General features: G+C 71.7%; 29 protein-coding genes. 16 read left to right on the top strand and 13 right to left on the bottom strand.

Annotation, left to right across the window (positions count from 1 at the left end):
- Positions 1-71: 71 nt before the first annotated feature.
- Positions 72-503 (top strand): ATP-binding protein, encoded by a 432-nt coding sequence (locus ACTMTI_RS38635; RefSeq protein ID WP_441125671.1) that lies wholly within the window; start codon positions 72-74, stop codon positions 501-503.
- Between the two features lie 3 nt (positions 504-506).
- Here the strand turns inward: ACTMTI_RS38635 and ACTMTI_RS38630 are convergent, their stop codons facing one another.
- Together ACTMTI_RS38630 and ACTMTI_RS38625 are read right to left on the bottom strand one after the other, a co-directional pair.
- Positions 507-848, bottom strand: a complete 342-nt coding sequence (locus ACTMTI_RS38630; protein ID WP_441125670.1) for a hypothetical protein — start codon at positions 846-848, stop codon at positions 507-509.
- Between the two features lie 58 nt (positions 849-906).
- Positions 907-1866, bottom strand: a complete 960-nt coding sequence (locus ACTMTI_RS38625) for a Ppx/GppA phosphatase family protein (RefSeq protein ID WP_441125669.1) — start codon at positions 1864-1866, stop codon at positions 907-909.
- A 231-nt stretch (positions 1867-2097) separates the two neighbouring features.
- Between ACTMTI_RS38625 and ACTMTI_RS38620 the strand changes: the two genes are divergently transcribed.
- Complete coding sequence (locus ACTMTI_RS38620; protein ID WP_441125896.1) at positions 2098-2913, top strand: formylglycine-generating enzyme family protein; 816 nt, start codon at positions 2098-2100, stop codon at positions 2911-2913.
- A 4-nt stretch (positions 2914-2917) separates the two neighbouring features.
- A complete protein-coding gene (locus ACTMTI_RS38615; RefSeq protein WP_441125668.1) occupies positions 2918-4264 on the top strand; it encodes a UDP-N-acetylglucosamine--N-acetylmuramyl-(pentapeptide) pyrophosphoryl-undecaprenol N-acetylglucosamine transferase in 1347 nt (448 codons plus the stop codon).
- On the opposite strand, the gene ACTMTI_RS38610 is transcribed toward ACTMTI_RS38615, so the two are convergent.
- From ACTMTI_RS38610 to ACTMTI_RS38595, 4 genes are all read right to left on the bottom strand, one after another.
- The gene (locus ACTMTI_RS38610; protein WP_441125667.1) at positions 4198-5070 is read right to left on the bottom strand and encodes a hypothetical protein; all 873 of its coding nucleotides are present in this window, start codon (positions 5068-5070) and stop codon (positions 4198-4200) included. The genes ACTMTI_RS38615 and ACTMTI_RS38610 overlap by 67 nt on opposite strands.
- A gap of 90 nt (positions 5071-5160) precedes the next feature.
- Positions 5161-6069, bottom strand: a complete 909-nt coding sequence (locus tag ACTMTI_RS38605) for a hypothetical protein (RefSeq protein ID WP_441125666.1) — start codon at positions 6067-6069, stop codon at positions 5161-5163.
- Between the two features lie 33 nt (positions 6070-6102).
- Complete coding sequence (locus ACTMTI_RS38600; protein WP_441125665.1) at positions 6103-6990, bottom strand: hypothetical protein; 888 nt, start codon at positions 6988-6990, stop codon at positions 6103-6105.
- A 48-nt stretch (positions 6991-7038) separates the two neighbouring features.
- The gene (locus ACTMTI_RS38595) at positions 7039-7308 is read right to left on the bottom strand and encodes an MMPL family transporter (protein ID WP_441125664.1); all 270 of its coding nucleotides are present in this window, start codon (positions 7306-7308) and stop codon (positions 7039-7041) included.
- 180 nt (positions 7309-7488) lie between these two features.
- On the opposite strand from ACTMTI_RS38595, the gene ACTMTI_RS38590 reads away from it, so the two are divergent.
- Both ACTMTI_RS38590 and ACTMTI_RS38585 read left to right on the top strand, forming a co-directional pair.
- A complete protein-coding gene (locus ACTMTI_RS38590; RefSeq protein WP_441125663.1) occupies positions 7489-8145 on the top strand; it encodes a response regulator transcription factor in 657 nt (218 codons plus the stop codon).
- Entirely contained in the window at positions 8142-9314 is a 1173-nt protein-coding gene (locus ACTMTI_RS38585; protein WP_441125662.1) for a HAMP domain-containing sensor histidine kinase, read from the top strand. The genes ACTMTI_RS38590 and ACTMTI_RS38585 overlap by 4 nt, the downstream gene beginning before the upstream one ends.
- Before the next feature lie 173 nt (positions 9315-9487).
- On the opposite strand, the gene ACTMTI_RS38580 is transcribed toward ACTMTI_RS38585, so the two are convergent.
- Both ACTMTI_RS38580 and ACTMTI_RS38575 read right to left on the bottom strand, forming a co-directional pair.
- Positions 9488-12361 carry an NACHT N-terminal helical domain 7-containing protein gene (locus ACTMTI_RS38580; RefSeq protein WP_441125661.1) on the bottom strand — a complete coding sequence of 958 codons (2874 nt, stop codon included), beginning with the start codon at positions 12359-12361 and terminating at the stop codon, positions 9488-9490.
- Between the two features lie 49 nt (positions 12362-12410).
- On the bottom strand, positions 12411-14285 hold the full coding sequence (locus tag ACTMTI_RS38575) for a propionyl-CoA synthetase (protein ID WP_441125660.1): 1875 nt from the start codon (positions 14283-14285) through the stop codon (positions 12411-12413).
- A 45-nt stretch (positions 14286-14330) separates the two neighbouring features.
- Between ACTMTI_RS38575 and ACTMTI_RS38570 the strand changes: the two genes are divergently transcribed.
- Entirely contained in the window at positions 14331-14969 is a 639-nt protein-coding gene (locus tag ACTMTI_RS38570) for a nucleotidyltransferase domain-containing protein (RefSeq protein WP_441125659.1), read from the top strand.
- Positions 14966-15703 (top strand): nucleotidyltransferase domain-containing protein, encoded by a 738-nt coding sequence (locus tag ACTMTI_RS38565; RefSeq protein ID WP_441125658.1) that lies wholly within the window; start codon positions 14966-14968, stop codon positions 15701-15703. The genes ACTMTI_RS38570 and ACTMTI_RS38565 overlap by 4 nt, the downstream gene beginning before the upstream one ends.
- Before the next feature lie 56 nt (positions 15704-15759).
- On the opposite strand, the gene ACTMTI_RS38560 is transcribed toward ACTMTI_RS38565, so the two are convergent.
- A complete protein-coding gene (locus tag ACTMTI_RS38560; RefSeq protein ID WP_441125657.1) occupies positions 15760-16536 on the bottom strand; it encodes an arylamine N-acetyltransferase family protein in 777 nt (258 codons plus the stop codon).
- Positions 16537-16572: 36 nt separating this feature from the next.
- Positions 16573-17514: a GNAT family N-acetyltransferase gene (locus tag ACTMTI_RS38555; RefSeq protein WP_441125656.1), complete on the bottom strand. Its 942-nt coding sequence runs from the start codon at positions 17512-17514 to the stop codon at positions 16573-16575.
- 130 nt (positions 17515-17644) lie between these two features.
- On the opposite strand from ACTMTI_RS38555, the gene ACTMTI_RS38550 reads away from it, so the two are divergent.
- Positions 17645-18574: a hypothetical protein gene (locus tag ACTMTI_RS38550; RefSeq protein ID WP_441125655.1), complete on the top strand. Its 930-nt coding sequence runs from the start codon at positions 17645-17647 to the stop codon at positions 18572-18574.
- A 49-nt stretch (positions 18575-18623) separates the two neighbouring features.
- On the top strand, positions 18624-19139 hold the full coding sequence (locus ACTMTI_RS38545) for a hypothetical protein (protein ID WP_441125654.1): 516 nt from the start codon (positions 18624-18626) through the stop codon (positions 19137-19139).
- A 9-nt stretch (positions 19140-19148) separates the two neighbouring features.
- Here ACTMTI_RS38545 and ACTMTI_RS38540 read toward each other — a convergent pair whose 3' ends face one another.
- The gene (locus ACTMTI_RS38540; protein WP_441125653.1) at positions 19149-19943 is read right to left on the bottom strand and encodes a class I SAM-dependent methyltransferase; all 795 of its coding nucleotides are present in this window, start codon (positions 19941-19943) and stop codon (positions 19149-19151) included.
- Between the two features lie 141 nt (positions 19944-20084).
- Here ACTMTI_RS38540 and def point away from each other — a divergent pair, with 141 nt between their 5' ends.
- From def to ACTMTI_RS38515, 5 genes are all read left to right on the top strand, one after another.
- On the top strand, positions 20085-20624 hold the full coding sequence (def, locus tag ACTMTI_RS38535) for a peptide deformylase (RefSeq protein WP_441125652.1): 540 nt from the start codon (positions 20085-20087) through the stop codon (positions 20622-20624).
- Positions 20625-20631: 7 nt separating this feature from the next.
- Positions 20632-21252: a helix-turn-helix domain-containing protein gene (locus ACTMTI_RS38530; RefSeq protein ID WP_441125651.1), complete on the top strand. Its 621-nt coding sequence runs from the start codon at positions 20632-20634 to the stop codon at positions 21250-21252.
- The gene (locus ACTMTI_RS38525; RefSeq protein WP_441125650.1) at positions 21245-22801 is read left to right on the top strand and encodes a pyridoxal phosphate-dependent decarboxylase family protein; all 1557 of its coding nucleotides are present in this window, start codon (positions 21245-21247) and stop codon (positions 22799-22801) included. Before ACTMTI_RS38530 ends, ACTMTI_RS38525 begins: the two co-directional genes overlap by 8 nt.
- A gap of 87 nt (positions 22802-22888) precedes the next feature.
- Positions 22889-23305: a CBS domain-containing protein gene (locus ACTMTI_RS38520; protein WP_441125649.1), complete on the top strand. Its 417-nt coding sequence runs from the start codon at positions 22889-22891 to the stop codon at positions 23303-23305.
- Between the two features lie 9 nt (positions 23306-23314).
- Entirely contained in the window at positions 23315-23686 is a 372-nt protein-coding gene (locus tag ACTMTI_RS38515; RefSeq protein WP_441125648.1) for an MmcQ/YjbR family DNA-binding protein, read from the top strand.
- A 12-nt stretch (positions 23687-23698) separates the two neighbouring features.
- Here ACTMTI_RS38515 and ACTMTI_RS38510 read toward each other — a convergent pair whose 3' ends face one another.
- Positions 23699-24568, bottom strand: a complete 870-nt coding sequence (locus ACTMTI_RS38510) for a hypothetical protein (protein WP_441125647.1) — start codon at positions 24566-24568, stop codon at positions 23699-23701.
- Positions 24569-24742: 174 nt separating this feature from the next.
- On the bottom strand, positions 24743-24973 hold the full coding sequence (locus ACTMTI_RS38505; protein ID WP_441125646.1) for a pectate lyase family protein: 231 nt from the start codon (positions 24971-24973) through the stop codon (positions 24743-24745).
- An 81-nt stretch (positions 24974-25054) separates the two neighbouring features.
- On the opposite strand from ACTMTI_RS38505, the gene ACTMTI_RS38500 reads away from it, so the two are divergent.
- Positions 25055-25891: a class II glutamine amidotransferase gene (locus ACTMTI_RS38500; RefSeq protein ID WP_441125645.1), complete on the top strand. Its 837-nt coding sequence runs from the start codon at positions 25055-25057 to the stop codon at positions 25889-25891.
- A 105-nt stretch (positions 25892-25996) separates the two neighbouring features.
- Positions 25997-26554 carry a hypothetical protein gene (locus tag ACTMTI_RS38495; protein WP_441125644.1) on the top strand — a complete coding sequence of 186 codons (558 nt, stop codon included), beginning with the start codon at positions 25997-25999 and terminating at the stop codon, positions 26552-26554.
- Positions 26555-26661 lie beyond the last annotated feature (107 nt).

The following is a 26661-nucleotide window of genomic DNA, read 5'->3' as shown; positions in this document are numbered from 1 at the left end:
CGTCGAAAGGGACGATTGGGGCAGAGGATCGGGGGCAGGAGGCTCACACGCATCCGACGGGAGGAGACGCAGTGGAGGCCACGATAGCGCTCCGACTGCCCAGGGATGCGGCGAGCGTCCCGTTGATCAGGCAGCTGCTGGAAAGCACGCTGCGCTCGCTCGGCGTGGTGGAGCAGATACGCGACGACATCGAGCTCATGCTCACCGAGGCGTGCTCCAACGTGATCAGGCACGCCGAGCCGAGCGACGACTACACGGTGAGCGCCGCCGTCCACGATCATCTCTGCGTGATCAGGGTCGTCGACACGGGCAACGGTTTCGATCCACGCGCGGTGCTGGCCCCTGAGCCGGGCGCCGAGCACGGGCGAGGGCTGCAGATCATGCGCGCGCTCGCCGACGAGATCCGTTTCACCAACAGGCACGACAACGGCGCGATGGTCTGTCTGGAAAAGCGGCTGCGCTACACCCCGGACTCGCCGGGGCCGCACTTCATGACCAACTGACGACTACAGCGCCGAGCGACGCTCCGCGGGCCGGTGACCACGCGCCGCGGGGCGCCGCCGCCCCTCTTCCGGCGCGGCACCGCCGAGCCGGAAGCGCCGCCGCAGCCGGGGCGTGCTCCCGCTCAGCTCCGCCCGCCGCCGGGCGGGCACCCCACTGCCGCTGAGCTTCAGGCTCAGCGTTCTGTGCCTGCGGGTAAGCCGCCGCCACAGCCCGCGCCAGTCGGCCATCGTGCCGGCCATCGCCGCCATCGTGATCAGCACGATCACCGAGATGACGAGCACGGCCAGGACGATGAGCACGAGTACGACCAGCAGGGATCCGATGGTGCCGAGCACTGCTAACATTCGCCGGAAAGTGCCCGTCCACCAGTGCTTTATGCAAGTTTACGGGGATATAACGCCCTTACTCCGGGGCCGCGGTGGACGGGTCGAGACGTCCGGGCAGGAGGTCGAGCCGGCGCAGTATCACTCCCTCGCGCAGCGCCCACGGGCACACTTCCAGCCGGTCCACCTCGAACAGGTCCATGACCGCGTCGGCCACCAGGGCCCCGGCCGCGAGCTGCGCCGCCCGGCCCTCCGACACACCGGACAGCTCCGCCCGCTCGGCCGCGGACATGGAGACCAGCTTGATTGCCCAGTCGGCCATGTCCTGCCTGGACAGCGCGCGCGAGACGTACGCGCCCTCGCTGGAGGGCGCGGCCCCGGCGATCCTGGCGAGCTGCTTGAAGGTCTTGGAGGAGGCCACCGCGCGGTCGGGCTCGCCGTATCTGACGATGTCGCCGACCGTGCGGGCGATCTCGGTGCGTACGTGCTTGCGCAGCCTGCGCACCTCCTCGGGAGAAGGCGGGTCGGCGGTGAACCAGTCGCGGGTCAGCCGCCCGGCGCCCAGCGGCAGCGACACGGCCACGTCGGGCTCCTCGTCCACACCCCCGGCGATCTCCAGCGAGCCGCCTCCGATGTCGAAGGCCAGCAGCCGCCCCGACGACCAGCCGAACCACCGGCGCACGGCCAGGAACGTCAGCCTGGCCTCCTCGCGCCCGGACAGCACGTCGATGTGCACGCCGCAGTGCTCCTCGACCTGCGCGAGGACCTGCTCGCCGTTGGCGGCCTCGCGCACGGCGGAGGTGGCGAAGGCCAGCAGGTCCTCCACCCCCTTGTCCTCCGCCAGGCGAACGGCCTCCTCCACGAAGTCGCAGAGCCGCTCGATGCCCTTGTCGGCGAGCCGGTTGTCCTTGCCGAGGTATTCGGTCAGGCGCAGGTTCTCCTTGTGCGAGTAGGCCGGCATCGGCCGGGCGCCGCGGTGGGCGTCGACCACCAGGAGATGAACGGTGTTCGAGCCGATGTCCAACACGCCGAGTCGCATAGGAAAACGCTACCGGTCTGCGGCTTTTACGGCGAAACCGAGGTTGCGCTGGCGGAGCGCGATCCGGGATGGCCGCGTGATCGTGAGCATGTTCCAGGCACTACCCTTCCTTGGTGTCGCGACACGTTTGGGGGATCTTTGAGCGCTTGTTGTGGTCCGAGCAGAGACACCGCTGCCGGGCCGTACCAGGAGCCTGTGGAGATCGCCGTGCGGCGGGCGGTGCCGCGCGGGATGGTGCGCATTCCCGGCGGGACGTTCCTCATGGGCGGGGCCGACCCCGACGGCCGTCCCGAGGACGGCGAGGGGCCGGTGCGGGAGGTGCGGCTCGACCCCTTCATGATCGATCCGGCGTGCGTGACGAACGCGCAGTTCGCCACGTTCGTCAAGGAGACGGGATACGTCACCGAGGCCGAGCAGATCGGCTGGTCGTTCGTGTTCCACCGGTTCGCGACCGGCGGGGTGATGGACGCCACCGTGCCGGGCGCGCCCTGGTGGGCGGGCGTGGCGGGCGCCTCCTGGCGCTCCCCGGAAGGACCCGGATCCTCGGTCGGCGGCCGGCAGAACCATCCGGTCGTGCACGTGTCCTGGAACGACGCCACCGCGTACGCGACCTGGGCGGGCAAGCGCCTGCCCACGGAGGCGGAGTGGGAGATGGCGGCCCGCGGCGGGCTCGAGCAGAACAGGTACCCGTGGGGCGAGGAGCTGGCGCCCAAGGGGCGGCAGCGGTGCAACATCTGGCAGGGCCACTTCCCGAGCGCGCCCAGCAAGGGGACGATGCCGGTCAAGTCGTTCCAGCCGAACGGGTACGGCCTGTACAACGTGTCCGGGAACGTGTGGGAGTGGACGAGCGACTGGTGGGGCACCTCCTGGGAGCCGTCCGCCGACAATCCGGCCGGCCCGGCCGAGGGCACGGCGAAGGTGATCCGCGGCGGCTCGTACATGTGCCACGATTCCTACTGCAACCGCTACCGCGTGGCGGCCCGCACCGCCAACACTCCGGACTCCTCGACCGGGCACACGGGTTTCCGCTGCGCGGCCATAGTCTGAGCGCATGTCACGAACCCTGCGACTGCTGATCACCGGCGGCGGCACCGGTGGTCACACCTATCCGGCTTTGACGACCCTGTCGGCCGTCCAGCGCCGTCAGGTGCCGCACGACGTGCTCTGGGTGGGCACGGCGAACGGCCTGGAGGCGCGGATCACGGCCGAGCACGGCATCCCGTTCAAGGCGATCACGACGGGGAAGCTGCGCCGCCGCCCGAACCTGCGGGAGCTGGGCACCAACATCGCCGACGTGTTCCGCATCCCGATCGGGGTGTGCCAGGCGATCGGGCACGCCGCCCGCTATCTGCCCGACGTGGTGCTCTCGACCGGGGGTTACGTGGCGGTGCCCATCGGGGTGGCGGCCAAGCTGATCCGGCGGCCGCTGGTCATGCACGAGCAGACGACCGTGGTGGGGCTGGCCAACCGGATCCTGGCCCGGCTGGCGACCAGGATCGCGCTCTCGCACGAGTCGTCGCTGAACTACCTGCCCGCCTCGGCCAGGAAGAAGGCCGTGGTGACGGGCAACCCGATCCGTCCTGAGTTGCTGCAGGGCAACAGGGCGGCGGCCTACGACATGTTCGGGCTGACGTTCGAGGTGCCGCTGATCTACGTGACGGGCGGCGCGCAGGGCAGCAAGCAGATCAACACGCTGATCGCCGAGATCCTGCCGCGGCTGCTGCCGCACGCGCAGGTCGTGCACCAGTGCGGACCGGCCTGGATCGAGCAGATGCGCGCCATCGAGGTGCCCGCCGACCTGGCCGACCGCTATCACCCGGTGCCGTACGTGGGCGGCGAGCTGGCCGACCTGTTCGCCGCGGCCGACGTGGTGATCTCGCGCAGCGGCGCCGGCACGGTGTCGGAGCTGACCGCCATCGGCAAGCCGTCCGTGCTGATCCCGCTGATCCCGACCGGCGGCGACGAGCAGCGCAAGAACGCCGGCTACCTGGCATCGGCGGGCGCGGCGCGCGCGCTGCTGGAGCCGCATCCGACGGGCGAGCAGCTACTGGCCGAGCTGATGCCCCTGCTGGCCGATCCGGAGCTGCGGCAGGCGATGGGGCAGGCCGCCGCCGGGCTGGGCCGCGTGGACGCCGCCGACGCCCTGTGCGACGTGCTCCTGCAAGCGGCCCACACCCACGCGCCGGGCGGGGCCGGCGGCCCGTCGGCAGGCACGCCCGGGACCCACAACCCCTCGTCCGGGTCGCACGGAACCCACGGCCCCTCGTCCGGCTCACCCGGAACCCACGGCCCCTCGTCCGGATCGCATGGGCTCTACGGGTCCCCCGGGGCTCAGGGTCCGTCGGAGCCCGGGTCCTTCGGTTCGTTCGGCTCTTTCGGAGGGCCGGGGTCGAGGTAGCGGAACGCCTCGTGGGCGGAGCTCACGCTCCGCCTCAGCGCCTGCTCCAGCCGGTCGGCGTCCTCGGCCAGCCGCTCCAGCTCCGGTACGGCGAAGCCGTCCGCCCCGGTCTCGGCCACCAGCTCCTCATACTGGTGCAGCCGGCCGCGCAACTCCTCGATCTGATGGTGGGCACGGAAGGCGCGCTCGGCGTCGGCGACGTTGGCCGCGTAACGTTCCAGCGCCTCGACGCGGGCGACCACGGCCGCCTCGCTGCCGTCGAGCGCCCTGGCCAGAGGCGCGGCCACGGCCTCGAGCTCGGGCGTGAGCCCCTGCGAGACGGTCTCCCGATGCTGGGCGCGCAACGCCGACAGCTTGGCCAGGAGCCGGGCGATCTCCCACTCCTGGGCGGGCAGCATCACCGCGTTGCGCGCGCCGTCGAGCAGCCCCTCGGCGTTGACCCGGGAGCCGGTCACGGTCGCGATGGCCCGCCGGGCGCGGCCGAGCAGCCGCCTGGAGGCCTCGTCGAGGTCGTCGATCAGCACGTAGCGACCCTCGTACCAGCGCAGTTGCTCGTAGATGTCGCGCTCGAAGTCGTCTTCCTCGTCCTCACCCGTCAGTTCGCCGCGGACGAACATCACGATCATGAGGGGGATGCCGAAGAGCACGATCATCAGCAGCCCCAGGCCCCGGCCGGCCACGGTGCTCAAACCCAGCATCAGCCCGAAGAAGGCCACCGTCGCGAACGTCGCCACCATCCGCCAGTGCGCGCCGGACAGAACCGGCCGCGGCTGGGGCACCCAGCCTTGGCGCATCTTGATGAGCACCCGCCGGCTTTCTCTCAGCAGTTGCGCATCATCCGGCGGTACTCCTGGGTCAACCACCACATCCGCCACGAATTCGGATACTAAGCGAACTCAGCCGCGAAGGTGGCGGAAAGCTTCGTGTGCGGAGCTGACGCTGTCGCGTAGTGCCTGCTCAAGGCGGCCGGCGTCGTCCGACAATCTGCTCAGCTCGGGAACGGCCGACTCGTCGGCGCCCGACTCCGCGAGGAGCTCCTCGTAGCGGGGCAGCTTGGCGCTGAGGCGTTCGATCTGGTATCGGGCGCGGTAGGCGCGCTCGGCGTCGGCGACGTGGCCCGCGTAACGTTCCAGCGCCTCGACGCGGGCGAGCACCGCCTGCTGGCTGCTGTCGAGCGCCTGGGCGAGCGGCTCGGCCACGGCGGCGACCTCGGGGGTGACGCCTTCGGAGACGACCTCCTGGTGCTCGGCGCGCAGCTCGGACAGCTTGGCCAGGAGCCGGGCGATCTCCCACTCCTGGGCGGGCAGCATCACCGCGTTGCGCACGTCGTCGAGCAGCCCCTCGGCGTTGACGCCGGAGTCCATGACCTGCTCGACGGCCGACTGGGTGCGGGTCATGAGCGCGCGGGCGGGCTCGTCGAGGTGCTCGCGCAGGACGTACCGGCCGTGGTATTCGCGGCTCTTGTCGTAGAGGGCGCGCTCGAGGGCGTGGCGGCGCTCCACTTCGGCGTCGGGCCTGGGCCTGAGCAGCACCGCGACGATCAGCAGCGCGGCCCCTGTCATGACCACCACGAAGGGCGTGTAGCGTTCGGCGAGGAAGAGGTCGAGCCCGTAGACGATGGCCGCCGCGGCCGCCGCGGTGGCCGTCGCACTGGCCAGGACGCCCGTCGCGGGGCGGGGGCGCTTGCCGGTGGGCGCCCAGCCGGCGTGGATGCGTACGAGGAGCTTGCGGTTGGCACGTAAAAGGTCCGCGACGTCGGCGGGCGCGGCCGGATCGACGATCACCTTCGCATGACGTCCGGGCACGTTATTGATCCTATGTGCCGTTCTGTCCGAACGTCAGCTTTCCAGGTAGCGGAACGCCTCGTGCGCGGAGCGCACGCTGCGCCGTAACGTGCGCTCCAGCACGTCGGCGTCCTCGGCCAGCCGCTCGATCTCGGGCACCGCCAGCGCGTCGGCCCCCGACTCGGCCAGCAGCTCCTCATAGCGCGGCAGGCGGGCACGCAGCTCCTCGATCTGGCCGCGGGCGTGGTAGGCGCGCTCGGCCTCGGCGACGTGGCGGGCGTAACGTTCCAGCGCCTCGACGCGGGCGACCACGGCGGCCTCACTGTTGACCAGCGCCCGTTCGAGCGGCTCGATCACCGACTGCACCTCTGGCGCGATGCCCCTGGTCAGCAGCTCCCTGTGCTCGCCGCGCAGCGCCGACAGCTTGGCGAGCAGGCGGGCGATCTCCCACTCCTGGGCGGGCAGCATCACGGCGTTGCGCGCGTCGTCCAGCAGGCCCTCGGCGTTGACGTGGGAGCGCAGGACCGAGCCGATCGCGCGCTGCGCCCTGGTCAGGACGAGCCTGGCGTCCTGGTCGAAGTCCTCGGGCAGCAGGTAGCGGCCGTCGTACCAGCGGGCCTGCTCGTACACGCCGCGCTCGTGCGGGCGGTCGTCCTCGGGCACCTCGCTCATGGACGCGATCTTGATGAGGACGATGAACACGTACGTGCCGAGCAGCACGAACCCGGCCGGCGCGAACGGCGAGGCGAGCAGGACGGCCATGAGCGCGATCACCACCGGCGTGGCGGCCAGCAGCATCGCGCTGGAGGGGCTGGCGCGGCGCGGGAGGTGTACGTCGGCGGGCGGCACCCATCCGGCTCTGATCCTGGACAGCAGCGGGACATTGGCACGCAGCAACCCGGCGACTTCCGGCGGCACCGCCGGATCGACGACCACTCCCACGCTCTGTCCTGGCACCCTGGCGCCCCCAACGCTCGTGATGTTCGGATATTACGTAACATTTCGCTTGAGTGTCAGCCTCCGAGTCGTCATGGCCGGGAACCACCGATTGTGCTCACCGATCACTTCCATGGCCGCGGGCACCAGAACCAGCCGCACCACCGTGGCGTCGACCAGCACCGCAGCGGCCAGCCCCACGCCCATGATGCGCAGCGCACGCTCGTCGAACGTGCCGAAAGCGGCGAACACGCAAAACATGATCGTAGCCGCGGAGGTAATGACCCTGGCGCACGTCCTGCCGCTGCTCGCCCTCGACGTCAAGGGTCACGGGCAGTCGGACCTCCGGCGCGTGCCACTGCCTCGGCGGCGTACGACCGGCGCAGCAGCCACACACGCGCCAGTCCTGTGGGAGGCCTCTAGCGTGAACGTCACCGATTCTGGTTATGCCCGCGTTATGCAAGCCTGTCCAGACTGGCGGCACTTAAGATCTTTGGGGGAACGGTGCGGGTTTTGGTGGCCGAGGACGAGCGGATGCTCGCCGACTCCATCGCCGAGGGCTTACGCGGCGAGGCGCTGGCCGTCGACGTCGCCTATGACGGGGAAGCGGCGCTCGAACGGCTCGGCGTGCACGACTACGACGTGCTGATCCTCGACAGGGACCTGCCGATGCTGCACGGGGACGAGGTGTGCAAGGCCGTGGTCGAACGGGGCTGGCTGGTACGGGTGCTGATGCTGACCGCGGCCGGGGACGTGCGGTCGCGCGTGGCGGGGCTGTCGCTGGGGGCCGACGACTACCTGCCGAAGCCGTTCGCGTTCGAGGAACTGGTGGCCAGGGTGCACGCGCTGGGCCGCCGGGCCAGGCGGGCGGATCCGCCGATGCTGGAGCGGGCGGGGGTGCGGCTGGATTGGGCGCACCGGCAGGTGTTCCGCGACGGCCGGTACGTCCCGCTGGCGCGCAAGGAGTTCGGCGTGCTGGCCGAGCTGCTGCGCGCCCAGGGGGCGGTGGTGTCGGCGGAGACCCTGCTGGAGAAGGTGTGGGACGAGCACATCGACCCGTTCACGAACACGGTCCGCACGACGATGATGAAATTACGCAAGAAGCTCGGCGAACCCCAGGTCATCGAGACCGTGCCGGGATCGGGGTATCGCATTCCATGAGCATCCGCATGCGTTTCGCCCTGGCCTGCGCCGGGGTTTCGCTGCTTCTCGGCGGCCTCGTCCTGGCGGGGGTCTACTTCGTGGTGCGGCAGAGCCTCGAATATCGCGACGATCTGCTCACGCCCTCGCACATCGAGGTGAACATAGCGGCGCAGTACGGTCCCGGCTGGTTCGAGCGGTACACCCAGCCCTACGAGGCCGCGCGGGCGCGGGCGATGCAGGTCCGGACCGTCTACCAGCGCGACACCCTCCGCAACGTCCGCAACGTCGGCGCACTGGTCGTGGTGGCGGCCGCGGGCGGTGCCTTCGGGCTCGGCCGGCGGGCGGCCGGGTGGGTGCTGCGACCGGTCAAGACCGTCACCGAGACGGCGCGGCGGGTGGCCCAGAGCCACGACCTGACCGAGCGCATCGGGTACGAGGGCCCGCCCGACGAGGTCAAGGAGCTGGCCGACATCTTCGACACGATGCTGGGCCGGCTGGCGCGCTCGTTCGACGGCCAGCGGCGTTTCGTCGCCAACGCCTCGCACGAGCTGCGCACTCCGCTGACGATCAACAGAACGCTGGTGGACGTGGCGGTGCGCAGGCCGGACGCGACCGACGACGTCAAGCGCCTGGGCGAGTCGCTGCTGCTGGTCAACGCCCGGCACGAGCGCCTCATCGACGGCCTGCTGGCGCTGACCGAGGGCGAGCAGGCGGTGCTGGACCGGCGCCCGTTCGACCTGACGGACGTGGCCGAGCATGTGCTCGACCAGGCGGTGGCCGAGGCGGCCGACCGGGAGGTGACCATGCACCGGCTGCTCGACTCCGCCCCGACGACCGGCGAGGCGGTGCTGGTGGAGCGGCTCGTGCAGAACCTGGTGGAGAACGCGATCAGGCACAACCACGCCAAGGGGGAGGTGTGGGTGACGACGCGGCGGCGGACCGAGCAGGTGGAGCTGGTCGTGGCCAACACGGGGTTGCACGTTCCGCCGTACGAGATCGAGACGATCTTCGAGCCGTTCCGGAGGTTGCACGGGGACCGGTTGCGGTCGGAGCGGGGCAGCGGGCTGGGACTGTCCATCGTCCGCGTGATCGCGGAGGCCCACGGCGGCACGGTCACCGCGCGGCCGAGGGATGAGGGCGGGTTGACGATCACCGTGGAGCTGCCGGTCGATGCGTCCGTTCCCTGACGTCCGGCTCCGCTTGCTCCGTCCACTGCGACACGACGGCCGTTCCCGTTGGTTCAGCCGCCCGTCTCCCCGCCGACCAGTTCACCACGGCCCGCACAGCATGACGCCGCGCGATGTGACGGCGTGATGGCCGTGATGACCATGACGGTGGGGCGGTGCGGGGGGCGGGCCGGTCAGTCCGGTCTGTGGTGTTCGGGGGGCGAGCCGGCGGTCTGGTGGAGGTCCCAGAGCACCGTCTCCGGGATGCCGGCCTTGACGAGCTGCTCCCACGTCCCCCTCCGGTCGGCCGGGTCGGCGAGCATGAGGCGCAGGAGCGGCCGCAGCCCGGCGTGGTCGGCCCCCTCCTCCGTCCACATCGCCCCCAGCGCCCGGTGCATGGCCGGCGACCGGTCCGCCACCGTACGCAGCAGCTCCTCCAGGATCGCGACCCGGTCGCGGTACGGCAGCCCGCGCCCCTCCCCCAGCGCCCGCAGCAGCAGGTCGAGCAGCCGGCGATGCCGGGGCGTGTGACCGGTGGCGACCGCGGCCACGACGTCGCCCATGCCGCCCGTCTCGGCGGCGCCGAGCATGACGTCCTCCCTGCCTCCTTCGACGCCTCCTTCGCCGCCTCCTTCGATCACCCGGTGCGCCGACAGGGCGGCGGTCAGGCCGATCCAGCCCTCCTCCCCCAGCTCGCCGCGCCACAGGTGGGTGAGCGCGGACCAGCGTTCCAGGTAGTCGGGTCCCGGCAGGATCGAGGAGACGGCGACCGGCTCCTCGGACGCGGCGACGATGAGCAGGGTCAGGTTGGCGGAGTACGCGGCCAGGCGGCGGGTCAGCGGGTGCCGTACCGGCCGGAAGCCGGTGAAGTGGCGGCGGCGCCGCTCGTGCAGGGAACGCCGCAGCAGCCCGGCCAGCAGCTCGGCGCAGCGGGCCCGCACCGCGCCGGGCAGCTCGTCCAGCAGCTCCAGGATGAACCCGACCGTCGGCCCGTGCTCGGCCAGGCAGGAGTGGGAGATGACGGCGTACAGCAGGTCGTCGTCCACGCTCTGCACCAGGGCCAGGGGCTCGTCGCCGGCCTGGCGGCGCCTCCTGTCGAAGTCGCGCAGCGCGTACATGGTCAGCCAGGCCACCAGGAACTCGCCGAACGTGGCGTGCAGGAACGCGTGGCCGTTCCTGCGGACGAAGAAGAACCGCTCGGTGGCCTTGCGCGCCCAGCCGGCGCGGTCCTCGTCCTCGTCCGGGTCGTCGTCCTCGCCGCCCCGGCACAGCGCGGGCAGGTCCCTGTTGAGGGCCTCATCGGTGATGACCTGGCGGCCGCGGGCGAGCATGGACAGGGCGACCGTGCCGAGCAGGACCAGCTCCTGGTCGATCTGCACGCGCCGGGCCCCGCCGGTCTCGCGTTCGGTGTAGTCGCGCAGCAGCACCTCGTAGAGGCGGGCGCGTTTGAGTGGTCCGGGGGTGGCGCGCTGGAGCGCGTTGCTCCCGGCGTCGTAGAGGGCGAGCAGCAGCAGCAGGAGCGGCTGCCTGGCCATCTCGCCGTGGGCGAGCGCGGCCTCGGCGGGCAGCGGCTTCAGATCGCGCCTGGCCAGCAGGGCGCGGTTGGCCTGGTCCCAGATGTCCAACCACTGGCGTACCTGGTCGTCCTCGAACGGCTGCAGCTGCAGCGCCAGCAGCCCTTCGGGGAACCTGATCCGGTCGGCCACCACCGTCCGGCTGGTGACGATCACCGCTGCGGGCCGCCCCAGGCCGGCCTCCCGGCGCTGGAACTCCTGGACCTGTTCCAGGTAGTCGTAGCGGTTGACGCCGCCCTGCACCAGCTCGTCCAACCCGTCCAGGAGGATCACCGGCAGCGCGCCCTCGGCGGCCGTCACGAGGTCGGCGTACCGCACCTCTTCCGCCAGGACCGCCTGGATGGCCTGCTCGATCTGCTCGGTGACGCCGGCGCGCGGTGCCACGCCGCCCAGCTCCACCCGGATCGGCAGGAACTCCGACCTGGCCAGCCGGGCGCCCAGCACCTCGGTCAGCTTGGTCTTGCCCGAGCCGGGCTCGCCGAGCACCAGCAGGGGCGCCTGGGTGGCGCGTAACGAGGTGAGGTGCCCCACGAGGAACGCCTCGGGGTCGGGCAGCAGCCGCTGCTCCTCCCACCAGGCGCGCAGCGAGGGCGCGGCCTCGCGGGTCAGCTCCGCGACGCGGCAGCGCGGGGTGAGGTAGCCCTCGCCGAGCAGCGGCAGGCTGACGTCCTCGGGCAGCTTGCCGGCGAGCAGGAGCGGCTGGTCGAGGGCGTTCGCGGCCATTCTGGCCAGGTGGATCATCGGGCGGTCGCCCACTCGGGGCGGGGCCAGCTCGGCCAGCAGCCACGCCACCCGGGACAGCGCCGTGGCGGGCGAGGGCTGCTCGGTGACGAGACTGCGGACCACGAGCTCGTGGCTGTCGAGGGCCAGCGACCGGTAGTCCTCGTCGTAGATGCGCAGCGCGTGCGCGGGCGGCCCCTCGGCGAGCATCCTGGGCAGCAGGAGCTGGTCGTCGACGGTGAGCTCGTCCCAGACCGCCAGGCCGCTCACGTAGGCGGCCACGGCCTCGGACATGCGCAGGTAGGCACGTTCCACGGCCAGCCGGGTCTCGGCGTACGGCAGGTGCGGCTCGGGCGTGGGCAGCCGGTCGAGCAGCAGCCCGGCCATCAGCCTGGCGTACCGTTCGTGGGTCGGCACGCCGTGGGAGATCCGGTCCCCCCGCTCGAGCTGCTCCAGCGTGAACGGCAGCTTGGCCTCGCCGAGCGCCTCGAAGTAGGCCGAGATGACGATCACGGTGTGCGCCGCGGCCAGGCGCTGGGTGCGGGTGTGCCGGTCGACGCCGGTGCGCAGCTCGGGCAGGCGGCGCACGATGTCCTCGCCGTAGTCGACGATGGCCTTGCGCATGTCGGCCAGGCCCGCCGTGAGCTGCCCGCCGCCGGCCAGCGCCCAGCCGGTGCGCGCCGCGGCCGCGGCGAAGCCGATCACCTTGGCGAGCCGGCTGTCCTTGCATCCGAGAATCCTCAGGGCGTCGGCGTAGCTCGGCGTTTCGATCATGGCCTTCTCCTGGGGACCGGGGTGTCCCATCATGCGTTGTACGCCGCGATCACGCCGTCGCTTTCCCTTCTATCGCTTCGGCGATCTCCGGCAGCGTGGCCGGATCCTCGATGGTGGACGGGGTGGCGTACGGGTTGCCGTCGGCGATGTCCCGCATCGTGGCGCGCAGGATCTTGCCCGAGCGGGTCTTCGGCAGCCGGGCGACGACCACGGCGCGGCGGAAGGCGGCGACGGGGCCGATGCGCTCGCGTACGAGGGCGACCAGCTCGCCTTCGAGCTCCTCCGGGTCGCGGTCGGCGCCCGCCTTGAGCACCACGAACCCCATCGGGAGCTGGCCCTTGATCTCGTCGGCCACCCCGATCACGGCGCATTCGGCCACGTCCGGGTGGGCGGCGATGACCTCCTCCATCGAGCCGGTGGACAGCCGGTGCCCGGCCACGTTGATCACGTCGTCGATGCGGCCCATGACGTAGAGGTAGCCGTCGGCGTCCAGGTGCCCGCCGTCGCCGGTGAGATAGTGGCCGGGGTAGCGCTCCAGGTAGGAGCCGGCGAAGCGGGCCTCGTCACGATAGAGGGTGGGCAGCGCGCCGGGCGGGAGCGGCAGCTTGACGGTGACCGCGCCCTCGGTCCCGGGCGGGCAGTCGGCGCCGTCGGCGTCGAGGATGTGCACGTCCCAGCCGGGCACGGGCTTGGTCGGCGAGCCGGGTTTGATCGGCAACGGTTCGAGGCCGACGCAGTTGGCGGCGATCGGCCAGCCGGTCTCGGTCTGCCACCAGTGGTCGATGACGGGGATGCCGAGCAGGTCGGAGGCCCAGTGGTAGGTGTCGGGGTCGAGCCGCTCACCCGCGAGGAACAAGTACCGCAACCCGGATAGATCCCACTTTTTCGCGTAATTTCCGGATGGGTCCTCTTTTTTGATGGCCCTGATCGCGGTCGGCGCGGTGAACAGCGTCCGCACCCCGTGCGTCGACACGACCCGCCAGAACGCCCCGGGGTCCGGGGTGCCGACCGGCTTGCCCTCGTACAGCACGCTCGTGCAGCCGGCCAGCAGCGGCGCGTACACGATGTAGGAGTGTCCGACGACCCACCCGACGTCGGAGGCCGCCCAGTAGACCTCGCCGGGCGCGGCGCCGTAGATCGCGGACATGCTCCAGTGCAGCGCCACCGCGTGCCCGCCGTTGTCGCGGACGACGCCCTTGGGCGAGCCGGTGGTGCCGGAGGTGTAGAGGATGTAGAGCGGGTCGGTGGCGGCCACGCTCACGCAGCCGGCCGGTTCGGCGTCGCGTACGAGCTCCGCCCAGTCGAGGTCGCGCCCTTCGGCGAGCCGCGCCGCGCACTGGGGCCGCTGGAGGATCACGCACCGGTCGGGCCGGTGCGTGGCCTGCTCCAGCGCGGCGTCCAGCAGCGGCTTGTACGCCACCACCCGCGCCGGCTCGATCCCGCACGACGCCGAGAGCACGACCTTGGGCCTGGCATGGTCGATGCGCACGGCCAGTTCCCTGGCCGCGAACCCGCCGAACACCACCGAGTGCACGGCCCCCAGCCGCGCGCACGCCAGCATCGCGACCACCGCCTCGGGCACCATGGGCATGTAGATCACCACGGTGTCCCCGGCCCGCACGCCGAGGTCCCGCAGCATGCCCGCGGTCCGCGCCACCTCGTCGAGCAGCTCGGCGTAGGTGTATGTGCGCACGGTGCCGGTGACGGGGCTGTCGTGGATCAGCGCCGCCTGCCCGCCGCGGCCGGCCGCCACGTGCCGGTCCAGCGCGTTGTGGCAGGTGTTGAGCCGCCCGTCGGGGAACCACCGGCCGTCGCCGAAGATGGTGGCCGGGGCCACGTCCCAGTCGATCCCGCGCGCCGCCTCGGCCCAGAACTCGTCAGGGTGCCGGATGCTGCGCTGATATGCCTCGTCATAACCGCCCACTTATCGATCAGACCAGCCCCCGGCCCGATGGCGCAAGATGTTCGGGTGAGCGATGACCTGATCCTTTCCGTCGTCATGGGTTCGCGGGCGTACGGGCTCGACACGGACGACTCGGACACCGACCGGCGGGGCGTGTTCGCGGCGCCGACGGCCGCGTTCTGGCGGCTGGACAAGCCGGCCACGCACCGGGACGGGCCGCTGCCCGAGCAGTTCTCCTGGGAGGTCGAGCGCTTCTGCGTGCTCGCCCTCGACGCCAACCCCACCGTCCTGGAGTGCCTGTGGTCCCCCATCGTGGAGGTCATCACGCCGGCCGGGCGGCGGCTGCGCGAGCTGCGCGGGGCGTTCGTGTCGGCGCGGGCGCACCAGTCGTTCGCCGGGTACGCCGACGCCCAGTTCCGCCGTCTCGACCCGGCCGCGCCCAAGTGGAAGCAGGCCATGCACATGGTGCGGCTGCTGCTCAGCGGCCTGCACCTGGTACGCCACGGCGAGCCGCTGGTCCAGGTCGGGCCGCACCGGGAGCGGCTGCTGGCGATCAAGCACGGCGAGCTGCCCTGGGCCGAGGTGGACGCCTGGCGGGCCGCCCTGTCGGCCGAGCTGGCCGCCACGCCGAGCGTCCTGCCGGAGCGGCCGGATCGGGATCGGGTGGAGGATTTCCTGATCGACGTGCGTAAGGAGAATCTGTGAACGAGTTGCCCGGCTGGCTTTCCGAGATCCCCGGCGCGCAGCCGTACCCGCTGGCGTTCGCCACGGTGAGCGGCGCGCACCTGTACGGGTTCCCCTCGGTGGACTCCGACGTCGACCTCCGGGGAGTGCACGTGTTACCGGCCGTGGAGGTCGTGGGGCTGCGGACGGGGCCGGAGACGGTGGAGCGGTCGTGGACGCGTGACGGCGTGGAGCTGGACCTGGTCACGCACGACCTGGCCAAGTTCTGCCGGCTGCTGCTCGGGCGCAACGGCTACGTGCTGGAGCAGCTGTTGTCGCCGCTGGTCGTGGCGTCGTCGCCGATGCACGAGGAGCTGGCCGCGCTGGCCTCTGGCTGCCTGACGCGGCACCACGCCCATCACTACCTGGGCTTCGCTCGTACGCAGTGGCGGCTGTTCGAGAAGACCCGGGAGCTCAAGCCGCTGCTGTACACCTTCCGCGTCCTCGCCACGGGGACGCACCTCATGCGGACCGGCGAGCTGGTCGCCGACCTGACCCGGCTGTACGCGTACGGGCCCGCGTACCTGCCCGAACTGGTCCTTTTGAAGAGGGACGCCGAGCACGGAGGGGCCCCCGCCATGCCGGGGCTGGAGGCGGACGTCGAGCGGATGACTGCGGCGCTGGAGGAGGCGCGGGACTCCTCGGTGCTGCCGGAGCGCGCCACAGCGGAGGGCGCGCTGCACGATCTGGTGGTACGGGCGCGGCTGGGTGGCTGACGTGACAGGGGATCGCCCAGGCCGGCCGTCGGCGGCCGGCCCAGGCCCGCGGCCTTTCAGGCCCGTTCGTCCCGCAGTAGCGGCAACAGGGCGTGGGCGTCCCCTTCGGGGATCGCGATGCCGAGGTGGTCGCGCAGGGCCGCCACCGCCTCCTCCGTCGTCGTGACCGGCACCGGCAGGTCCTCCAGGCGGATCCGGGCGTCGGCGGTGGTGCGCTGGACGACGACGTGCCGCCGGAACGGCGACTGCGGATGGTTCGCGATGTAGTAGTTGGCCACCTCGAAGTCGCTGGGATACTGCGGCTCGTCGGGCCGGAACGCGTACAGCTCCGTCTCCCCCGAGTGCAGCACCCAGAAGTCCCCGTCGCAGCCCAGCCGCCACCGCCACACCCCGGACTCCAGCGTGGCGCCCTCCTCGAAGGGGATCGGCTCCACCAGCCCCTCGCCGCCGAAGCCGACGTCGGCCAGCCACCTGCGGCCGCCCGCCACGACGGTGAGCGTGGCGTGCGAGCGCGGCAGGTGGTGGCGGCCCAGCCGGATCCTGGCCAGGTGCCGGGTCAGGGTGAAGCCGAGGCGTTCGAGCGCGGCGGCGAACAGCAGGTTCTGCTCGTGGCAATAGCCGCCGCGCCCGCCCGTCACGAGCTTGTCCTGCAGGCTGCTCAGGTCGAGACGGATGCCCCTGCCGAGAAGAACGTCCAGGTTCTCGAACGGGATGGAGCGGACGTGCGCCAGGTGCACGCCGCGCAGCGTCTCGGCCGTCGGGTCGAGCGGGCCGTCGTAGCCGATGCGCGCCAGGTACGCGTTCAGGTCCAGCTTCTCAATGTCCCACGTCATGGGATCAATGATCGCGGGTACGACGGCCCGCGCACATCAGGCGTTCACGGGATCGGCCGACAGGACGAGCCTGATGGAGAACTTGCGGTACCCGGCCCGTTCGAACGCCCTGGCCATCGGCACGTTGCCCAGGTCCGTGTCGGCGATGATCCGCTGGACGCCGCGCTCGGCGTGGAATCGGGTGATCTCGGCGAGCAGGTCGTCGACGTACCCGTGGCCGCGGTGTCCGGGCACCACGCCGAGGTAGCCGACCACGGGCCCGGCGTTGTTGGCCGACGGCAGCGCGACCCCGACCAGGTCACCGTCCTTGGCGTACGCCAGCCGCCACCACGACCGGTCCCCCGGCATGGACTTGTAACCGTCGACGTCCTCGCGCGCCTGCGCCTCCGGATCCATGGTCGTGAGGGCCTGACGCGTGTGATGGTCGAGCGTGCCCTCGGCAACCCGCCGGAACGCCGCCACGAACACCTCGTCGTCGTCATCGCCGCGGAACACGAGCCGGTCCGACTGCTCCGGTACGGGCTCGTCCGCGGTCCACTCGTACCGCAGGCGCTCCAGCTCCTCGGTGAGCCCGGCCCGACCGGCGGCCTCCCAGCGCCAGCCGATCGCGGCCAGCGCCTTCGGGTCTTCGCGCCAGCCGTTGGAGACGAACACGTGGTACGCGGGCTTGGTGCCGAAGGCGGCGTGGGCGCGGCGCAGCAGCTCGGCGGCCAGTTCCACGCGGTCGCCGACGGACGGGTGGACGTACAGGCAGTCCATGGCGAGCGGCCGGTCGCCGCCGGGGAAGCCCCACCACACGGCGCGGGCCAGGATCTCGCCGTCGTCTTCCGAGACGGCGAGCCACATGTGGTCATAGCGGTAGTTGCCGCTCTCCAGGAACGACAGCAAACGGTCGGGATGGGCCCAGCTGATGGACTCGTCGACGACGCACCCGAGCAGGTCGTCTAGATCGGTCTCGACCGCGGGACGGAAATGCACGATTCCTCCGAGGAATGGAAACGGGCGCGGTGAGCGCCCAGGGCAATGCGGAACATCTCAGCGCCTCCTTTCTTCCGATTTTTCAGCGTCAGCGAGCACCGTAGCGGAAATATCACGACAGGATGGGCTGGTGAGCTCCTACGACGACGACACGCTGCCCCTGCAGCCGCCGGTCCGGCTGCCCGACAAGGCCACGCTCGCCGCGGCCGTGCGCGCCGCCCCGCTGGCGGCGGAGCTGAAACCGGAAGGCGACGACGCCGAGGTGCTGGCCGCCTGGGCGGATCACTGTCGTGAGCGGCTGGCCGCCGACGAGGGCCTGCTGCTGGAGCTCATCCGGTTGTTCCTGTCGCGCGAGCCGCTCAAGGGCGACGTGCCGGAGACGCTGTCGGGTCTGGGGCTGGTACGGCACGCGGAGCCGTACACGCTGAGCTGGCTCGGCCTGTGGGCGGCACGGCTGATCATCGCCGACACCACCGGGCAGGACATCCCCGTCATGGGGTCGCTGGCGGACGGCGACGCCGCGGCGCTGCTGCACGGCCTGCGGTCCTATCCCGAGCCCGAACGCGGCGAGGAGTTGGCGGGATGGCTGAAGGGCCGGGACGCGGACGCGGCGGCGGCCGAGATCGCCTCGGTGCTGGGCACGGTGAGCCCGCTGAGCCGGGCGGTCGGCGTGGAGCTGCTGGCGTCGGACTTCGGCGAGGACGGCCGGCAGGCGCTCTCCCGGCTGCTGGAGGAGCCCAAGCTGGGGGCGGTGATCGCGGCCAGGACCGGGCGCGAGGAGCGGCAGCCGGCGCCCGACGAGATCGCCTGGGTGCTGGTGGACATGGCGGCGGCGCTGCTGGAGTTCGGCGGCGAGACGGGCGAGGTGATCGACTCGATCGCCATGGGGATGGGCGCGGAGGAGCAGGCGGGCACGATCGCGATCCTGGCGTTCGGGGATCATCCGTGGACGGGGCGGGTGCTGCAGCTGTTCATCGACCACCATCCGGACGAACGGGTCGCGGCCGCGGCCCGCAAGGCGCTGCGGCGGCTGCGCGGACTGGCGGACATCCGGGCATGACGGCGGCCCTGGGGCCGCTGGGGATGCGGCCCGGGGTAGAGTCGGCTCGGTGACGAAGCATGTGATCTTCCCGCAGACCGGCATCCTGGGTGACGTGTTCGCCTGCGAGTGCGGCACGATGCTGGCCGACCGGATGACGGCCGAGCTGCACGCCGCCGAGAACGACCTGTGCTCGGCCTGCCTCGGCTCGGCGGAGGAGCAGGTGGTGCCCGGCCTGGCGCGCCCCTGCCCGGCGTGCGCGGGGACCGGGGGGCGCAGGGAGCAGATCACCTGGCAGCTCGCCTACGCCGAGGCCGAGCACCTGATCACGATGACCATCGTGCGCGGGGTCGTGGCGGGCTTCGACGGCCCCTTCCACCTGTCGGAGATCGCCGACACGGTCAGGGAGGGTCTAGGGCTGCCCGGCGGACGGCTGCCCGTGGGGCCGCGCGTGCGCGACCTGCTGCTGCAGTTGCAGGCCGCGGGTGAGATCACCATGCTGTCGGCGCCGGACGAGATGCTCGGCACCGACATGGTCCTCTACCGCGACCCGCAGTGGCAGCGGGCCCGGACCCTGGGGCTGTAGCAGGCGGTCTCAGACACGGCAGAGGATCTCGCCGTGCAGGACGGACAGCCAGCCGTCGGCGGCGTCCGCCCACTCCAGCCACCCCTCCGAGATCCGCCGCAGGCCGGCCTCCGTGGCCACGCCGGTGGCCAGGGCCTGCTCGGCCAGGGCCGAGCGCAGGATCCGCTCGGCCCACATGCCGCCCCACCAGGCGCGGTCTTCCGGCGTGGAGAAGCACCAGGTGGACGAGGTGGCGGTGACGTCGGCGAAGCCCGCCGCCCCGGCCCACGACAGCAGCCGCCGCCCGGCGTCCGGCTCGCCCCCGTTCCCCCGCGCCACCTTCTGATACAGCGCCAGCCACTCGTCCAGCGCGGGCAGGCGCGGATACCAGGCGAAGGCCGTGTAGTCGCTGTCGCGGGCGGCCACGAGCCCGCCCGGCTTGGTCACCCGGCCCATCTCCCTTAGCGCCCGCACCGGGTCGCTCACGTGCTGCAGCACCTGGTGGGCGTGCACGACGCAGAACGTGGCGTCGGCGTACGGCAGCGCGTGCGCGTCGGCCACGGCGAAGTCCACGTTGTCCAGCCCTCTGCCGGCCGCCTCGGCCCTGGCCAGGCCGAGGGCTTCTTCGGTGACCTCGGCCGCCGTCACGTGCGCGACCAGGCCCGCCAGGTCGGCGGTGATCGTGCCCGGGCCGCTGCCCACGTCCAGGACTTTCATGTGCGGCTTCAGGTGGGGCAGCAGGTACGCGGCCGAGTTGCCCGCGGTGCGCCAGCGGTGCGAGCGCAGCACGGACTCGTGATGGCCATGCGTGTAGACGGCGTCCATCGCCAAACTCCTTCGTTTGCTCCGATGCCGATCACCCTAGCGTCTGTCTCATAATCCAAGAAGAAATGTCTTGCTATACGAGACGAGGTAAGCCGTAGACTTCGCTGCGGAACGTTCGCGACTCCAGGAAGGGCGCTGGTCGTGGCAGAGGTACGGCCGATCGTGCACGTGGGCGACCCCGTGCTGCACCACCCGTGCGAGCCGGTCACCCGGTTCGACGACGAGCTGGCGGCGCTGGTGGCGGCCATGTTCGCCAGCATGTACGCGGCGGAGGGCGTGGGCCTGGCCGCCAACCAGATCGGCGTGCCGCTGCGCGTGTTCGTCTACGACTGCCCGGACGCCGACGGCCGGCATCACAAGGGCGTCGTCGTCAATCCCACGCTGGAGCTGCCGGAGATCGGCGAGCGCCGGCTCGACGCGGACGACGAGGGCTGCCTGTCGGTCCCGGGCCAGTACGCGCCGCTCCCCCGGCCCGACCACGCCAGGGTGCACGGCTTCGACGCGGCCGGCGACCCGGTCACGGTCGAGGGCACCGGCCTGCTGGCCCGCTGCCTGCAGCACGAGACCGACCACCTCGACGGGCACCTCTACATCGACCGGCTGCCGGCCAAGCGGCGCAAGCAGGTGCTGGCCGCGTACCGGGAGGCCCACTCCACCATAGTGGAGACTCCGCCGCTATAGTGGAGGAATGACAGGCGAAGGGGTGCTGTCCAGCGGGCTGTCGCTGGCCGAGCTGGGGCAGCGGATCCGTACGGAACGCCGGGCGCGCGGACTGTCCGTCGAGCGGCTGGCCGAGCTGAGCGGCATCAGCAGGAGCATGGTGTCGGAGGTCGAGCGGGGCGCCAAGACGCCCACCGTGCTGGTGCTCGACCGGCTGGCCACGGCGCTCGGCACCTCGATCGCCCGGCTGCTCGACGAGCCGGCGCACGGGGCGATGCGGGTGCTGCGCCACACCGAGCAGCGGGTGCTGCGCGACCCGTCGGGGTGGGAGCGGCGGGTGCTGTCGCCGGTGCTGGGGGACGTGGAGTTCGAGTTCATGCGCACGACCATCGGGCCGGGCGTGGACGCGGGCGAGTTCGCGCCGCACGCGCCGGGGTCGCGGGAGTATCTCGCGGTCGAGCACGGCAGCCTGCGGCTGACCATCAACGACCGGCCGTACGTGCTGGACACCGGCGACTCGGTCTACTACCCGGGCGACTGCCGCCACGCCTTCGCCAACGACGGCACCGCCGACTGCGTCTACTACCTCGCCATGGAGCTGGGCGGAGCCGGGCACCACGACGCACGGAAGGAACCGCTCCATGGATGAGCCGCGCCAGACCGACCTCACCCCTCGCGACGCGAACGGTCCCGGCCCGCACCGGTCCGCCGCGAACGGGAACGACCCACGCCAGGCCGACGCGAACGGGGACGACCCGCGGCGGACGGGCGCGAGCGGCGGCCCGCGACGCGCCGATGCGGACGAAAGCGAGCTGCGCGCGGCCGGGGTCAAAGCCGCCGCGATCGTGGCCGATCATCTCGCGGGCCTCGGCGATCGGCCGGTCTGGCAGCCGATGCCGGCCGCCGACCGGTCCCGGCTCACCGGCCAGGAACTGCCCGAGACCGGCCGCGCCCTCGACGACCTCCTCGATGACGCCCGCGATCACGTGCTGCCGTACCCGATGGGCAACGGGCATCCCCGCTTCTTCGGCTGGGTGAACCCGCCGCCCAACCCGGCGGGCGTTCTGGTCGAGCCGCTGGCCGCCGCGCTGAACCCGAGCTGCGCCGGTGGCGACCACGCGGGAGCGCACCTCGAACGCGCCGTGGTGCGCTGGCTGGCCGAGCTCGTCGGCTTCCCGCACCCGCCCGGCGGCGGGCTGCTGACCAGCGGCGCGTCCATGGCCACCGTGATCTGCCTGGCCGCCGCCCGCCAGCGGGCCGCGCTCGCCGACGGCTGGGACGCCCGTGAGGAAGGACTGTCCGGCAGGCCGGCCATGGTCATGTACGTCACCGCGGAGGGCCACAGCTGCCTGCACAAGGCCGCCCAGTTGCTCGGCCTGGGGGCGCGGCACGTGCGCACGGTCCCGGTGGACGGCTCCTACCGGATGGACGTGGGCGCGCTCCGCACCATGATCGCCGAGGACCTGGGAGCGGGACTGCGGCCGTTCTGCGTGGCCGGGAGCGCGGGCACCGTCAACTCCGGCGCCGTCGACCCGCTCGGCGAGATCGCCGACGTGGCCGCCGAGCACGGGCTCTGGTTCCACGTGGACGGTGCGTACGGCGCGTTCGGCGTCCTGGCCGACGGCGCCGCCCCGCACTACGCCGGGCTGGAGCGGGCCGACTCGCTGGCGCTTGATCCGCACAAGTGGCTCGGCGTGCCGGTGGGCTGCGGCTGCGCGCTGCTGCGTGATCCGGCCGCCGCGCGGGCCGCGTTCAGCCTGGTGCCGTCATACCTGATCGACGACAACGCCGGCGACCTGGGCTGGTTCGCCGAGTACGGGCCCGAGCAGACCCGCCCGTTCCGCGCGCTGAAGACCTGGGCCACCATGTCGCACCTCGGGCGCTCCGGCATCACCCGCCTGGTGAACCACACGACCGGCCTGGCACGGACGCTGGCCGCCATGGTCGAGGATGACCCCGACTTCGAACTGCTCGCCCCGGTCACCACGTCGATCACCGCCTTCCGGTACGCCCCCGGGTCGGACGCGCTCAACCACGCCATCCCGGGCGCGGTGCAGGCGCGCGGCAACGCGTTCCTCACCGGCACCCGGCTGGGCGGCCGCGCCGCGCTACGCGCCTGCTTCCTGCACCCGGACACCACCGAGCAGGACCTGACCATCCTGCTCGAGGAGATCCGGCTGGCGGCCAAGACCCTCTAGCCCGAACGCAGAGAACCGACAAAGTCCGTGAATCGCTTATCCGCTCGGGTAGGGGGTCGGCTCAACCCGACCGACAGGAGGATTCCCATGGCGAAGACCGTTGGAGACGTGATGACGGCCCGCCCGGCGACGGTCGAGGCCGACCAGCCGGTGTCCGTCGCGGCGGCGCTGATGCGCGACAACGACGCGGGCGCCGTGATCGTCAACGACAACGGCCGCATTCAGGGCATCATCACCGACCGCGACATCGCTGTGCGCGTGGTCGCCGACGACAAGGCGCCGCAGACGCCGGTGCGCGAGGCGTGCAGCGCGTCCGTCGAGGCCGTCGGGCCCGACACCAGCATCGAGCAGGCCGTGCAGCTCATGCGCTCGCACGCCGTGCGCCGGCTGCCGGTGGTCGAGGACGGCCGCGCCGTCGGCATCATCAGCCTCGGCGACCTCGCGCTCGAACGCGACCCCAACTCGGCGCTCGCCGACATTTCGGCCGCGGAGGGCAACCGGTAACGTGGCCACGTGGTCACAGTCGACGATGTACGGCAGTTCGCGCGCACGCTCCCGCGTTCGTCGGAGCACCTGATCAGGGACCGCGTGAAGTTCCGTGTAGGAAAGATCGTCTACGTGGCGTTCTCACGCGACGAGACGCTGATGGGCTTCGGGTTTCCCAAGGAGGAGCGCGCGGCGCTGGTCGCGGCCGAGCCGGACAGGTTCCTCATGCCGAGGGAGTCGGATCTGCGCTTCAACTGGGTGGTCGTGCGGATGTCGGCCATCGACGTGGCGGAGATGCGCGAGCTGGTGCTGGAGGCGTGGCGGATGTGCGTGCCGAAGAAGGTGCGCCTGGAGCAGGAGCTGGCCGCCGAGCGCGCCCTCCTCGGCGGCGGCCTGTGACGTGCTGCCTTCTCAGGCGAGCCGGTCGACGCCGAGGGCGCTGATCAGCAGGCGTTCCTTGCGATTGCCGAGCAGGCGCGCCGTCCAGTCGACGAACCCGCCGTCGCCGACCTCCAGCCCGTTGCCGTAGATCTTGAAGCACAGGCCGCTGTAGTAGCCGCGGCCGCCTTCCCGGTCCGGGTCCGGTGTGGCGTCGAGCGGCGCCGCCACCCGCTCGAAGCGTTCGTCCAGGACCGTGACCCGGGCTTCGGGAGCCTGCACTCCGCAGGCGCGTACGGCCTTGGTCAGGATGGCCAGGTGCTCGGCCGCGTGCTGTCGTTCGAACGCCAGGTCACCGGTGTCGCGGCCCGCGGTCACCAGCGCGAACAGGGTGAAGTGCGCGTAGCTGACGGCGCCTTCGAAACGCTGGGCGCGGACGACGCGTTGCACCGTGGCCAGCCGTACCGGCTCGGGCGAGGGTGCGGCGCGGCGGCGTAGCGCCGCCTCCAGGGCGAGCGCGTTGGTGGGGTCGGCGGCGACCTCGCTGTTCCTGATGGTGGAGACGACCTTGTTCTGATCGACCGGCCCCACGGCCGAGTGGGCGCCGAGCGGCGTCACGGGGGCGAGGGTGATCAGCTCGACGCCGTCAGGCACCGCCGACAGCACGGCGTCCTCCGCGCGCCGCAGCCGCCGGAACGGGATCGGGGCGGGCGCGACGAACCGGTCCTGGCCATAGCGGCGCAGGACGTCAGCGGGGGTGAGCGCCCGCGCCCGCCGCCGCATCACCTCCAGCAGCAGCGTGGTGAGGTCGGCGCCGGGCAGGCGTTCGGCCAGGGTGTCGAGGATCTCCGGGCCACCCGCCTGCCTGAGCACCCGATCCAGTGCGTTCGCTCGCTTCGCCATCGTCAACCACTATCACGATCATGCCTGCTCGCGACAAGCCGTTTTCACCGGCGCGACTCCAGCGGGCGAACGCCCCCTTTACGGGACCTGGACGAGTGGATGGCCACCGACGCCACGACGCACGTTGGTCTTGCCACGCCGCAGGTGCGGACGTGCGAGACGCCGCCTACGGCGTCACGTCGATGACGCCGGCGCCGGCGTTCTGCAGACCTGTGTCCTGGCATCCTGCGGGCGGAGGGCGTTTTGGTTCCCCTCGGCGAGCACCTGCGCGCCCATCCGGGCGTTGACGGCGGTGTCGGCCACGTCCTGGAAGTAGTCGTTCAACATGTGCACATGCGATCGCCTGGTCAGCGGCACGCGGGAGTTCACGTTCTGGAACCAGTTGTTCACCCGCCGGGCCGTCATGCGCTGAACCCGCCGCGCCATACCACGCGGGCGAGGGGGTACGGCTGAGATCGTACGACCCGGTGAGGAAAGGCGTGGCTCATGTGCCGATGGCTCGTTTACTCGGGGACGCCCGTGTTGCTGTGCGACGTGCTGTACCGTCCGGAGCCGTCGCTGATCGACCAGAGTCTGCGCTCCCGGATGGGCGTGGAGACGACGAACGGCGACGGGTTCGGCATCGGCTGGTACACCGGTGACATCGCCACCCCGGCCATCTTCCGGGACACCGGCCCGGCATGGAACAACCGCAACCTGCGGGAGGTCGCCTACCATGTCCGCTCGCCGCTGTTCTTCGCCCACATCCGCTCGTCAACCGGCACGGCGGTGCAGCAGACCAACTGCCACCCGTTCCGTCACGGACGCTGGATGTGGATGCACAACGGCGTGGTCGCGGGCTTCGACCGGCTCCGGCGGGAGCTGTGCATGGCCGTCGACCCCGCGCTGTTCTCCCGCATCGAGGGCACGACGGACTCGGAGGTGATGTTCTACCTGGCGCTGACGTTCGGCCTGGAAGACGATCCGCCGGGGGCCGTGGCCCGCATGGCGGGCCTGGTCGAACGGCTCGGCCACGACCACGGTATCGAGTTCCCGCTGCAGATGACGGTCGCGACGTCGAACGGCGAGCGGGTGTGGGTTTTCCGCTACTCCAGCCGGCGTGAGTCGCGCACGCTGTTCTACAGTTCCAGCGTCGAGTCCCTGCGCGCGCTGCACCCCGATGTCGCGTGGCTGCGCGGGCTGTCCGGCGACACCCGTCTGGTCGTGTCCGAGCCGCTCGGCGACCTGCCGGGAGCCTGGAACGAGCTCCCGGAGAGCAGCTACGGCGTCATCCCGTCCGACGGCGAGCTGCTGGCCGGGTTCAATGTCGCGCAACTGACCTAACCGGGCGCTCCAGCGGCACGGCCCGGCACCATGCGGCCTCGCCAGGCTCCGGCGGCACCGCCCGCCGTCGTGCGCGTGACCGGAGGACGGCGTAGCGTGGTCATTGTGACGCATCAAGACGCGCCGGCCGACCCGCCGCACGACGCGGTGACTCCGGTGACCGCGCTGGTCGACGCCTGTCGGCACTTCGCGACCCACGTGCGGCTGCTGGCCGACCAGCTCGGTGCGGCGGAGCTGAGCGACGACGACGTCGAGCTGGTCCACCATGCCGTGCATCAGGTTTTCACCGCGGCGGGGCTGGCGGCCGCGCTGACCACCGGCCTGCAACGGCACACCGGTGAGCAGGACTGCCCGCACTACAACGTGCTCACCGACGCCGAGTGGGCCCCGCTGGCCGAGGGCGGCGCACGCGAGCGCAAGCCCGTCTACGGGTGCGAGCTGCAGCCCGGCCACCCGGGCGCCCACGCCGCGCACGTCCAGGTGCTGCCCGAGCCGGACCGGTTCATCTGGATCCGCTGGAATATCCGCGCCCGCGAACTCCTCACGCTACCGCCGTGCCCGGCCGAACGCGCCGACCCCGACGCCGATCCGCGCTCGCCCTACGCGGACGAGCCGGCGCCGTGCCTGCTGTTCGAGGGGCACGTCGGACCGCACCGCTACTAGCCCGGAGCACCGCTCTCCCTAAGCGGGTGCCGCAGACATCCGATCTGCCCAAGTTGTCAAGCCATGGCCTTCGATCGCGGTTGGAAGGCGACATCTTCGTTGTAGGT

The sequence above is a fragment of the Nonomuraea sp. H19 genome, from assembly GCF_052068215.1.
Taxonomy (GTDB): domain Bacteria; phylum Actinomycetota; class Actinomycetes; order Streptosporangiales; family Streptosporangiaceae; genus Nonomuraea.
The sequence above is the reverse complement of the archived record's forward strand: the minus strand, read 5'-3'. Positions and strand labels throughout refer to the sequence as shown.